Genomic DNA, 12,022 nt, shown 5'->3' with positions numbered 1-12,022 from the left:
AACGATTCTATTGGTCCTGACCTTACAGCTTGTACAGTTGCAGATGAAACTATCGAGTGTGATGGAACAAATAATGAAACGATTGCTAACGATTGGAATGCTGCTAACATATTAGCACTTCAATCTTGCGGTACAGATGCTTGTGATACTGATGCGGTATTTGATGTAACTTCTGATTATGTGTTTACGAACCTTAACTCTACTTGTGGCGCTGGTGGTACATTAACAGTTACTTATACCGTTGCAGATGATTGTGATAATGAAACTATACTTGTTGCAATTCTTACACTTAACGATTCTATTGGTCCTGACTTAACGTCTTGTACTGTTGCAGATGAAACGATTGAGTGTGACGGAACAAATAATGAAACGCTTGCTAACGATTGGAATACTGCTAATATTTTAGCACTGCAATCTTGTGGTACAGATTCTTGTGATACAGATGCGGTATTTGATGTAACTTCAGATTATGCTTTTGCCAACCTTGCTTCCACTTGTGGACTTGGTGGTACAATTACAGTTACCTATACCGTTGCAGATGATTGTGATAACGAAACTATACTTGTTGCCATTCTTACGCTTAACGATTCTATCGGTCCAGATTTAACAGTTTGTACTACAGTTACAGATGCCTCTGTAGATTGTACAGCAGATGATAACGAAACTATTGCCGATGCTTGGAATACTGCTAATATTGCTGCGCTTGAATCTTGTGGTTCAGATAGCTGTGATGCAGATGGTGTTTATAACGTAACTTCAGATTACGACTTCAATAACTTAAACGTAGTTTGTGGTCCTTGTGGTTCGCTTCCTGTTACCTATACCGTTGCAGATGATTGTGGTAATGAATCTACAATTACAGTAACGCTGAACTTCGGAGATGCTACTGGTCCAGATCTTACTGCTTGTAATGTAGTAGATGAAACGATAGAATGTGATGGTGATAATAACCAAACTTTAGCAGATACTTGGAATGCAGATAATATTGCAGAACTTCAAGCTTGTGCGAATGATATTAATGTAACTATTACTTCTGATTATGCTTTCACTAACCTAGCTACAACTTGTGGTGCTGGTGGAACTATTCAAGTAACATATACGGCTACTGATGATTGTTTAAATACTTCTTCGGTTACTGCTACACTTACTCTTAACGATTCTATTGGTCCTGACCTTACAGCTTGTACTGTTGCAGATGAAACTATCGAGTGTGATGGAACAAATAATGAAACGATTGCTAACGATTGGAATACAGCGAATATATTAGCGCTTCAATCTTGCGGTACAGATGCTTGTGATACAGATGCTGTTTTTGATGTAACTTCTGATTATGCGTACACAAACCTTGCTTCTACTTGTGGCGCTGGTGGTACATTAACAGTTACTTATACCGTTGCAGATGATTGTGGTAACGAAACTATACTTACTGCTACACTTACACTTAACGATTCTATCGGTCCTGATCTTACAGCTTGTACGGTAGCGGATGAAACGATTGAGTGTGACGGAACAAATAATGAAACGCTTGCTAACGATTGGAATGCTGCTAATATTTTAGCACTGCAATCTTGTGGTACAGATTCTTGTGATACAGATGCGGTATTTGATGTAACTTCTGATTATGCTTTTGCCAACCTTGCTTCCACTTGTGGACTTGGTGGTACAATTACAGTTACCTATACCGTTGCGGATGATTGTGATAACGAAACTATACTTGTTGCCATTCTTACGCTTAACGATTCTATCGGTCCAGATTTAACAGTTTGTACTACAGTTACAGATACCTCTGTAGATTGTACAGCGGATGATAACGAAACTATTGCCGATGCTTGGAATACTGCTAATATTGCTGCGCTTGAATCTTGTGGTTCAGATAGCTGTGATGCAGATGGTGTTTATAACGTAACTTCCAATTACGACTTCAATAACTTAAATGTAGTTTGTGGTCCTTGTGGTTCGCTTCCGGTTACCTATACCGTTGCAGATGATTGTGGTAATGAATCTACAATTACAGTAACACTAAACTTCGGTGATGCTACTGGTCCAGATCTTACTGCTTGTAATGTAGTAGATGAAACAATCGAATGTGATGGCGATAATAACCAAACTTTAGCAGATACTTGGAATGCAGATAATATTGCAGAACTTCAAGCTTGTGCGAATGATATTAATGTAACTATTACTTCTGATTATGTTTTCACTAACCTAGCTACAACTTGTGGTGCTGGTGGAACTATTCAAGTAATATATACGGCTACTGATGATTGTGGTAATGAAACCATACTTACTGCAACGCTTACGCTTGAAGATTCTATCGGTCCTGACTTAACGGCTTGTACTGTAATAGACGAAACTATAGAATGTAACGGAACAGATAACGAAACAATTGCTAACGATTGGAATGCTGCTAATATATTAGCACTTCAATCTTGTGGTACAGATTCTTGTGATACAGATGCAGTATTTGATGTAACTTCAGATTATGTATTTACTAACCTTGCTTCCACTTGTGGCGCTGGTGGTACTATTCTAGTTACGTATACAGTTGCTGATGATTGTGGTAATGAAACCATACTTACTGCAACGCTTACGCTTGAAGATTCTATCGGTCCTGACTTAACATCTTGTACTGTAATAGACGAAACTATAGAATGTAACGGTACAGATAACGAAACGATCGCGAACGATTGGAATGCCGCTAACATACTTGCTCTTCAATCTTGTGGTACAGATAGCTGTGATACAGATGCAGTATTTGATGTAACTTCAGATTATGTATTTACTAACCTTGCTTCCACTTGTGGCGCTGGTGGTACTATTCTAGTTACGTATACTGTAGCTGATGATTGTGGTAATGAAACCATACTTACTGCAACACTTACGCTTGAAGATTCTATCGGTCCTGATCTTACTGCTTGTACTGTAATAGACGAAACTATAGAATGTAACGGAACAGATAACGAAACGGTTGCGAATGATTGGAATGCTACTAACATATTAGCGCTTCAATCTTGTGGTACGGATTCTTGTGATACAGATGCGGTATTCGATGTAACTTCTGATTATGATTTCACTAATCTTGTAGCTGCTTGTGGTCTTACTGGTTCTATAGAAGTTACTTATGTTGTAAAAGACGATTGTAATAATTCTACAACACTTACTGCTACACTTACTATAGTAGATAATACGGCTCCAGATGCAACTAATTGTGTAACCGACCAAACTTTAGATTGTGATGGTGAAAACAATGAAGCTATTGCAGACCAATGGAATACAGACAACATTGCAGCTCTTGAAGCATGTGTTACCGATGGTTGTGATTTAGACTTTACTGGTCAAATAACTTCAGATTATAACTTTGCTGATTTATCTTCTGCTCCTGGTTTAGGAGGAATGCTAGATGTTCAATATATAATTACAGATGATTGTGGTAATGAAACAGAAGTTTATGCGATGTTAACACTACAAAACAATTCCGTATCTGGAAGTGATATTAGTATATGTAATACAAGTGAAATTGAAGCTCAAGTGTATGATTTATTTGATTTATTAAGTGGTTACTATGAGGATAGTGGTACTTGGGAAGTTATTTCTGGTGATGCTACAATTATGGATGGTCATTATTTCGATCCATTAAGTATTACACTAGATGGTGAAAATGTAGGAGTCGATATTGAATTTAGCTATACGGAAAACAATTCGGCTTGTCCTACTTACGTGGAAGCTTCTATTGAAGTTCACAACAGATGTTTCGTATTGAACTGTGGTGAAGATGATGTTGAAATATCTAACGCAGTAACTCCTAACGGAGATCAATACAATGAATTCTTTGAAGTTAGTGGCGTTGAGCTTTGTAATTATGTAATAGATGTGAAAATATTTAACCGTTGGGGAGCATTAATTTATGAATCTCATGATTATCAAAATAATTGGAATGGAACCGCACATAACAACTCTGTTGGTGGATCTAATACCGTTCCTGATGGTACATATTATTACATAGTAACTTTAAAAGAAAGTGGAATTGATCCTATAAATGGATATATCTACGTAGGAACCAAATAAAAATATTAACCTATATGAAACTTATAAAAAAATATATTGTTGCATTTGCGTTATTAAGCTGTACAGTTGGGTTTACGCAACAATTACCACAGTTTACACAATACATGTATAATACAATATCTATTAATCCTGCGTATGCAGGAAGCAGAGAAACACTAAGTGTAGTTGGTCTTCATAGAAGTCAATGGGTTGGCTTTAAAGGAGGACCAATTACCCAAACTCTTTCTGCGCATACACCACTTAGAAATGAAAAAATCGGTGTTGGTTTATCTTTAATAAATGATAAATTAGGGTATCAAGATTTCTCCTATATTTATGGTGACTTTTCATATACCATTAATACTGGTGAAAAAACAAAATTAGCATTCGGATTAAAAGCTGGGTTTACCCAATATAGTCTTAGTGCCACATTAAGAGGTGATGAACCAGATGACCCTTCTATTTACGGTGTTGAGAATAGATGGAGCCCAAACATTGGTGTTGGTTTCTTTTGGCATACGCAAAAATGGTACTTAGGTTTATCTGCTCCTAGAATTCTAAACACCGATTATAACAAAGAAGGAAATTCAAGCGGAGTTCAATATGAAGCATTAGAAAGAATTAGTTATTATTTTACTGGTGGTTATGTATTTACTTTAAGTGATAATACAAAATTCAAACCAGCTGCTTTAATTAAAGCTACTAACGGTGCTCCTCTATCTTATGATCTAACTGCAAACTTTTTGTTTCATGAAAAACTTTGGCTAGGTGCATCCTACAGAATTAATAATTACACTTCTGCATTTGGTGCAATAGCAGATTTTCAAATCTCTAAAGAAATCAGAATTGGTTATACCTACGAATATCCTTTATCCGATATCAACCAATATACAGGAGGAACACATGAGGTTTTATTAATGTTCGAAGTATTTAAAGTGAAACGTATTAAATCACCAAGATATTTCTAAAATAGATATTCAGATAAAAACGTGTAATTTTATTATATGATAATTCCTTCTGATGGTTAATAAGAAAATAAGATACAGATGAAAACAAAAGTTATATTAATTTTATTAGTTCTATGCAATACCATGCTATTTGCTCAGGTAAAAGTTGCAGACAATTATTTTAGAGACTATGCGTATATCAAAGCTAGTGAACTATATGAGTCTGCTGTAAAAAAAGGAGATAGTAGCGAGCATGTATTAACACGATTAGGAGATTGTTATTATAACAATTCTAATTCTGAAAAAGCAGCTATGTGGTATGGAAAAGCGGTAAATAAATACGAAAAAATAAATCCGGAATTTATTTACAAGTATATACAATCCTTAAGAAGTTTAGGTGAATATGAAAACGCGAACACTTGGATAGCTAAATTTAAAGAATTACAGACAAGCGATAAAAGAGCGGAAGATTTTGAAATCATGGATCTTGCTAAGTACAAAGAACTATCTTCTACCGAAGGAAAATATGTTAAATTTTCTGCGTTAGGAATAAATACAGAGTTCTCCGAATTTGGAGGGTATGTTCATGATAGTACTTTTTACTATGCTTCTACTAAAGTTTCTGGCGAAGGTGGCAGTGGTAAGATTTACAAATGGAACGAAGAACCATATTTAGATATATTTTCAGGAACCATTGAATATGGTCAAGAAGAAGTAACTATTGAAGATATTAAAGCCCTTTCTGAAGAAGTAAATACAGAATTTCATGAAGCGACTGTTGCTATTACAAAGGATGGCACAACCATGTATTTTACAAGAGATAATATTAACAATCGTAAAAAGATTTCTTATGATGATGAAGGTACCTCTTATTTAAAAATATATAAAGCTACTAAATCTGGAGAAAAATGGGGTAATGTTGTAGAACTCCCATTTAATGACAAAGTCCACTCTACCGGGCATCCAGCTTTAAGTGCAGATAATAAAACACTATATTTTGTTTCCGATCGAGAAGGTGGTTTAGGAAGTACAGATATTTATAGTGTAGAAATAAAAGGATCTGGAGCTTATGGTACTCCAGAAAACTTAGGAGCAAAAATCAATACGCCAGGTAGAGAGATGTTTCCTTATGTTGCCAAAGACAGTACCTTTTACTTTTCATCAGACGGACATATAAGTTTAGGTTTATTAGATATTTTTAAATCTAATATGCTTCAAGTTAAAGATAAAGATTCGATTACAGAACCACAAAATTTAGGAGCGCCTTTCAATAGTAGATTCGATGATTTTGCATTCTTTATTGATTCGGATAAAGATAGAGGGTTTCTTTCCTCTAACAGAGAAGAAGGAAGCGGTAGCGATGATATTTACCAATTTGGTTCTTACCAATGTAAACAAGTAATTAAAGGAGTCGTTAAAGATAAAATTACACTATTGCCAATTCCGGAAGCGAAAGTGAAACTTTTAGACGAAACCGGAAAAGAACTAGAAGAAATAATGTCTGATGAAAATGGAGCATATGAATTTGAAGTAGAATGTGAAAAGAAATACACCGTTATCGGTAGTAAATTAGATTATAGAGAAGACATACAAGAAGTGCAAACAACAGATGTTCCAGAAGAAGAGCAAGTGCAAGATTTACTATTAACGCCATTTATCGTTAATAATGAAATTGTAATTAATCCTATTTTCTTTGATTATGACAAATCGAACATTAGACCAGATGCGGCGTACGAGTTAGAAAATATTGTAACCGTGATGAAAAATCATCCAAAAATGCATATTAAAATAGAAGCACATACAGACAGTCGTGGAAAAGATGCGTATAACATGAAACTATCGGATAGACGAGCTAAGTCTACTCGAGATTATATAATTTCTAGAGGAATTACTTCCGATAGAATTAATAGTGCCATTGGTTATGGGGAATCCCAATTAGTAAATAGATGTGATAATGCACATAGAAAAATTTGTTCTGAAAAAGAACACCAAGAAAATCGTAGATCCAAATTCATTATTACCAATGAATATTAATATAGTATAAGATGTTACTTTATAATTTTTATAAAGCGTTCCTAACAACATCCTATACTTCAAAAAGCCACTCTAATTAGAGTGGCTTTTTATTTATAATAAAGTCGCTTTAAAACTAAAAGCTATTTCCTATAATTACGATCGTATAGCATTGGAATCAAGATTCATTTGCAAAACAAAACACTAAGGTAATTATTACCGTTATTATTTCTATATGCACCTCATTAATACTGAAAAACGACCTTACATAAGGTATATGAATTACGAACTAGATCCAATTTTATGTAGTTTATGAAACTAAAAAACCACTCTAAATAGAGTGGTTTTTATATTTTTTTATATGTTTACTTTTAATGATCCTTCTTTATTTCTTTACAAATATATTCGTAAAATACCAATACCCATTTTCATCTTGCTCTGCAGAAACATCAAAGTGCGTATAATCACCTACTATTGCTCCTCTATGACTTTCACTATTTATCCAAGCATTCACAACCGAAGCAGGACTACTATAGCCATAAGCTACATTCTCAGAAACTCTATTTGCCCCAGCATACTGTTTTAAAAAAGCACTTCTTTGCGCAAAATTATCATGAGAAATATTACTAACTTCTGCCATATAATCGGAATGTACAAAAGCTTGAGATTTAATTAAATCTAAAGATTCCAAAGTACTTAAACCTTCATTTATTCTATATTCATTTAGAAGTTCTAGAATTTCAGTTTCAATACCTTTAGTATCTGGTACTACATATTCACTGTTAACGTTTTTTGCTTCATGATCATTATTTTCTGTAGAACACGAAAACGTGCTAAACAAAACGGTTAATGCCATAAGCCATAAAGTAGGTTTTTTCATGGTTAGGGTTCTTTAGATTTGGGATTATAAAGATACAAACCAAGTCTAAAGAAAATGTTAACGAAATGTTAAATTCGATAAAACGCATGTATTTCGTCGATTTAAAAGACACATAATCGATGAAATGCAATTTTCAAGCCAATTTTAACGTATTTCAACCGTAATTTAAGGAGATAATCGGTTTTTCACCCAAAAGTATTCTTTATCCAGTGTGTAACGTATTCTATCATGTAACCTATTCGCTCTTCCTTGCCAGAATTCCATTTCAACAGGTTTCACAATATAACCTCCCCAAAATTCAGGTCGCTCTATTTCTTGCCCTTCAAAATTTTCTTCTAAAGCCTTTAATTTAAGCTCAAGCGTTTCTCTACTATTTAATATTTCGCTTTGGTTAGATACTATTGCTCCCAATTGGCTTCCTCTTGGTCTAGACTCAAAATAACCATCACTTAGATTAGCCGCAATTTTTTCTACTTTACCTTTAATAATAATTTGTCGTTCTGCAGCTTGCCAAAAAAAAGAAATGCAAACATTTGGGTTATTCGCTATTGCGCGTCCTTTTTCACTATTATAATTGGTATAAAAAATAAAACCTTCATATGTATATTTTTTTAACAGCACTACTCTATTCCTTGGGTAGGCATCTAAACCAATGGTAGATAATGTCATGGCATTCGTTTCATCTTCCGGAAAATGTGTATCCACTTCATGAAACCATTTTTGAAATAATTCCAATGGATTTTCTGGAGTGTCTTCTAATAAAAGTGCTCCCTTTTCGTACGATTTTCTATAATTTCCTAGGTCTTTTTCCATACCTGCAATTTACACGTTTTTTAAATAATGTATAAAGCCTTTTTGTAACTTTATAAAAAATGTATTCATGAAATTCACTTGTACTATAGATATCCACGCACCAAGAAATAAAGTCGTGTCTGTTTTCTTAGATCCTAATAAACAGCACCATTTTCAAGATGGTTTTATACGTAAGGAGCTTTTAAGCGGAAAAATCAATGAAGTAGGTACAAAGTCTAAATTAACATATAAAAAGTTAGAACTAATCGAAACCATACAGCTAAACAATCTTCCAGATGCATTTAAAGCTTTGTATGAACACAAACACACTACCAATACTATGCATGTCATTTTTAATGCTATAAACCCCGAAACTACTCGCTACGTCTCCCAAATAGATTATATAAAATTAAATGGCTTTATAATAAAAATACTGATGAAATTATTTCCGGGAATGTTTAAAAACCAAGTAGATACCTGGATGCGTCAATTTAAAACGTATATCGAGAGCGAATAGGATTTGAATTTTCAAGTAAATTATGTAATTTGTCAATCCCTAAAAATATTTTTAATGCTATTTGAAAATTCTATTATAAGTACACAACATGCTTATACTAAAAAAATGCTTCCTTTTGGAACGTTTTATTTTTGTGAAAAATTCGTGATTTCTGAAATGAATGAAGGAATACACTTAAGTTGGAACAAAATTGTAGAAATAATTGAAATTATTGATTTACACTATGGTGATAATTTTAAGATTGCCTATATCTCTAATAAAGTAAATTCATATTCCTATGATCCCAACCATTGGCAGAATTTTTTCGATAAATATGATTTTGTTGTCGCGAGTGTATCTGTTTACTATTCTGAATTAAACTATAATAATGCTACTTTAGAAAAACTCTTTTCTAAAAAGAGTCTAAAACGTTCCAATTCTATTGAAGAAGCAGTTTCTTGGACATTAAATTTGGATGAGTTTAAGAAAGTGTACTAAAACTCAAAAAGTTTTCCGTCTTCTGCAAGTTCTACATTTTTAAAAATAGTACTCGCTTCTTCTTTAAATTCCTTTAAACCGTCATATCTAGTAGAATAATGCCCAAGAATTAAAGTTCCAACATTCGCTTTTTGTGCAATTGTAGCGGCTTGTTTGGCAGTACTATGTTTAGTAGGTGCGGCAAGATTTTCATTTTTTTCTAAAAAAGTAGATTCGTGATAAAGCACATCTACCTCCTTAATTATCGGAATTATAGCTTCAGAATAAGCTGTATCACTACAAAAAGCATAACTTTTAGGTTTGTTTGCTGGTTTGGTTACTTTGCTATTATCGATTAAAATACCATCTTCATTTTCTACATCATGACCTTGTTTTAATTTTCGGTAATACGCTACGTTAATGTTAGCTTCTTCTACTTTATTTATATCCAGCTTACGTTCTCCCTCTTTTTCTTTAAATAGAAAACCATTGGTATAAATTCTATGATCTAAGGGAATAGTATGTACTTCTACCGTATCATCTTCAAAAATAAGTTCAGAAGTTTTGGCATTCAACTCATGAAAGATAAGTTGGTAATTAGTCCATGATTTTGAAACCTTCATTTGAAGCGTAATTATTTCCTTCAAACCTTTTGGTGCGTGAATGTGTAATTCTGTTTCCCGAGTAAGTAATCTAAATGTAGAAATAAGACCAACTAACCCAAAAAAATGATCGCCGTGCAAATGGGAAATAAAGATATGCTTAATTCTATTAAACTTAATCTTATGTCTACGCAACTGTACTTGCGTGCCTTCACCACAATCTATTAAAAACATGTGGTTATTTATTTCTAGTACTTGCGCTGTAGGGTTGGTATTCACTCTTGGAGTAGCACTATAACAGCCTAAAATGCGTAATTTCATATTGAGTTTATAGGTTTTAAATAGTAGAGTACATAAACTTTAGACGAATAAACGCATCCACTTTCTGTTAGATACCTAAATCGCGTTCTATCTCTTCCATTTCAATAACATCATGCGCTTCTTGTAAAGTTGGCACTACAATTATTTCGTCTGGAGTTTCACTTAAGTTTATTTTATCTGTTACAATTACAAAAGACTTTTTTGCTTTTCTATGCGTATTAGATATTTGTAAAAACTCTACAATGTTTTCTAACGTAATTGGTTTTAAACTCGTTAGATTCACGATTATATTATCGTTTTTAAATCTTTCATATAACACATTAAGCTTTTTTACTAATTCAATAGTAGATGCTTTTTCTTGTGTTATAATGGTGATATTTTCTTCGGTATCAAAAATCATAATTTACTGTTTTATTTTTGAAGCTAATAAATATATTACTGCCATCCTAATAGCGACACCATTTTGTACTTGATCTAAAATAATGGCTTGTTTTGAATCTGCTACGTCACTAGTGATTTCTACACCTCTATTTATTGGTCCAGGATGCATGATTGTTATTTCCTTATCTAAAGAATCTAATAAGGTTTTATCTACTCCAAATTGTTGTGCGTATTCTCTGGTTGTTGGAAAATAGCTTACGTCCATTCTTTCATTTTGTACACGTAACATATTTGCTACGTCGCACCAATTTAATGCTTTGCGTAAGCTGGTTTCTACTTTTACACCTAACGTATCTATATACTTTGGTATTAATGTTTTTGGTCCGCAAACCATCACATTTGCACCTTGTAATTGTAATGCAAAAATGTTAGATAATGCTACACGACTGTGTAGAATATCTCCAACTATAACCACATTCTTTCCTTTTACTTCTCCTAATTTTTCTCTTATGGAATAACTATCCAATAATGCTTGTGTTGGGTGCTCATGTGCTCCATCACCCGCATTAATGATACTTGCATTAACGTGTTTCGATAAAAATACGCCTGCACCAGGATTGGGATGACGCATAACTACCATATCTACTTTCATAGAAAGTATATTGTTTACGGTATCTATTAAGGTTTCTCCTTTTTTAACAGAAGATTGCGAAGCTGAAAAATTGATTACATCTGCAGAAAGTCTTTTTTCTGCCAGCTCGAAAGATAGTTTGGTACGCGTAGAATTTTCGAAAAACAAATTGGCAATAGTAATATCACGAAGTGAAGGCACTTTTTTAATTGGTCTGTTAATCACTTCTTTAAAATGATCTGCAGTTTTAAAAATGAGTTCGATATCCTGTTTGTTAAGATATTTAATTCCTAATAAGTGATTTACACTTAATTCGCTCATATTTTTTTGCTTTTGGCACTTAGCTATTAGCTATTGGCAAATTATTTTTATATTCTTATTATTGAGACACTTCTACTGGACTCTGTGTGTCATCTATTTATTTATAACTTAGAAAAA

10 protein-coding genes are annotated in these 12,022 nt (G+C 33.5%); 5 read left to right on the top strand and 5 right to left on the bottom strand.

Annotated elements, in window-relative coordinates:
* The 3 genes from ACVCXO_RS04560 to ACVCXO_RS04550 form a co-directional block, all read left to right on the top strand.
* The coding region (locus ACVCXO_RS04560; protein ID WP_452228413.1) for a gliding motility-associated C-terminal domain-containing protein at positions 1–4,065 on the top strand (4,065 nt) is incomplete at its 5' end.
* Positions 4,066–4,079: 14 nt separating this feature from the next.
* Complete coding sequence (locus ACVCXO_RS04555; RefSeq protein ID WP_452228412.1) at positions 4,080–5,012, top strand: PorP/SprF family type IX secretion system membrane protein; 933 nt, start codon at positions 4,080–4,082, stop codon at positions 5,010–5,012.
* A gap of 78 nt (positions 5,013–5,090) precedes the next feature.
* Positions 5,091–7,025: an OmpA family protein gene (locus tag ACVCXO_RS04550; protein ID WP_452228411.1), complete on the top strand. Its 1,935-nt coding sequence runs from the start codon at positions 5,091–5,093 to the stop codon at positions 7,023–7,025.
* A 364-nt stretch (positions 7,026–7,389) separates the two neighbouring features.
* Here ACVCXO_RS04550 and ACVCXO_RS04545 read toward each other — a convergent pair whose 3' ends face one another.
* Positions 7,390–7,884, bottom strand: coding sequence for a CAP domain-containing protein (locus ACVCXO_RS04545; RefSeq protein ID WP_452228410.1), 495 nt, complete (start codon positions 7,882–7,884; stop codon positions 7,390–7,392).
* Positions 7,885–8,049: 165 nt separating this feature from the next.
* A complete protein-coding gene (gene pdxH, locus ACVCXO_RS04540) occupies positions 8,050–8,697 on the bottom strand; it encodes a pyridoxamine 5'-phosphate oxidase (RefSeq protein ID WP_452228409.1) in 648 nt (215 codons plus the stop codon).
* A gap of 67 nt (positions 8,698–8,764) precedes the next feature.
* On the opposite strand from pdxH, the gene ACVCXO_RS04535 reads away from it, so the two are divergent.
* Complete coding sequence (locus tag ACVCXO_RS04535) at positions 8,765–9,193, top strand: SRPBCC family protein (protein WP_452228408.1); 429 nt, start codon at positions 8,765–8,767, stop codon at positions 9,191–9,193.
* Positions 9,194–9,247: 54 nt separating this feature from the next.
* Positions 9,248–9,670, top strand: coding sequence for a hypothetical protein (locus ACVCXO_RS04530; protein ID WP_452228407.1), 423 nt, complete (start codon positions 9,248–9,250; stop codon positions 9,668–9,670).
* On the opposite strand, the gene ACVCXO_RS04525 is transcribed toward ACVCXO_RS04530, so the two are convergent.
* From ACVCXO_RS04525 to ACVCXO_RS04515, 3 genes are all read right to left on the bottom strand, one after another.
* Complete coding sequence (locus tag ACVCXO_RS04525) at positions 9,667–10,572, bottom strand: ribonuclease Z (RefSeq protein ID WP_452228406.1); 906 nt, start codon at positions 10,570–10,572, stop codon at positions 9,667–9,669. The genes ACVCXO_RS04530 and ACVCXO_RS04525 overlap by 4 nt on opposite strands.
* A 67-nt stretch (positions 10,573–10,639) precedes the next feature.
* Positions 10,640–10,972, bottom strand: a complete 333-nt coding sequence (locus ACVCXO_RS04520; RefSeq protein ID WP_452228405.1) for a ribonuclease Z — start codon at positions 10,970–10,972, stop codon at positions 10,640–10,642.
* A 3-nt stretch (positions 10,973–10,975) separates the two neighbouring features.
* Entirely contained in the window at positions 10,976–11,905 is a 930-nt protein-coding gene (locus tag ACVCXO_RS04515; RefSeq protein ID WP_452228404.1) for an aspartate carbamoyltransferase catalytic subunit, read from the bottom strand.
* Positions 11,906–12,022: the final 117 nt, after the last annotated feature.

Source organism: Lacinutrix sp. MEBiC02404, from assembly GCF_053601575.1.
The sequence above is the reverse complement of the archived record's forward strand: the minus strand, read 5'-3'. Positions and strand labels throughout refer to the sequence as shown.

Excerpts from the sequence above, each read along its gene's own strand:
- ACVCXO_RS04555 (WP_452228412.1), top strand. The coding sequence starts at position 4,080 with ATGAAACTTATAAAAAAATATATTGTTGCATTTGCGTTATTAAGCTGT.
- ACVCXO_RS04550 (WP_452228411.1), top strand. The coding sequence starts at position 5,091 with ATGAAAACAAAAGTTATATTAATTTTATTAGTTCTATGCAATACCATG.
- ACVCXO_RS04545 (WP_452228410.1), bottom strand. The coding sequence starts at position 7,884 with ATGAAAAAACCTACTTTATGGCTTATGGCATTAACCGTTTTGTTTAGC.
- pdxH (WP_452228409.1), bottom strand. The coding sequence starts at position 8,697 with ATGGAAAAAGACCTAGGAAATTATAGAAAATCGTACGAAAAGGGAGCA.
- ACVCXO_RS04535 (WP_452228408.1), top strand. The coding sequence starts at position 8,765 with ATGAAATTCACTTGTACTATAGATATCCACGCACCAAGAAATAAAGTC.
- ACVCXO_RS04530 (WP_452228407.1), top strand. The coding sequence starts at position 9,248 with ATGCTATTTGAAAATTCTATTATAAGTACACAACATGCTTATACTAAA.
- ACVCXO_RS04525 (WP_452228406.1), bottom strand. The coding sequence starts at position 10,572 with ATGAAATTACGCATTTTAGGCTGTTATAGTGCTACTCCAAGAGTGAAT.
- ACVCXO_RS04520 (WP_452228405.1), bottom strand. The coding sequence starts at position 10,972 with ATGATTTTTGATACCGAAGAAAATATCACCATTATAACACAAGAAAAA.
- ACVCXO_RS04515 (WP_452228404.1), bottom strand. The coding sequence starts at position 11,905 with ATGAGCGAATTAAGTGTAAATCACTTATTAGGAATTAAATATCTTAAC.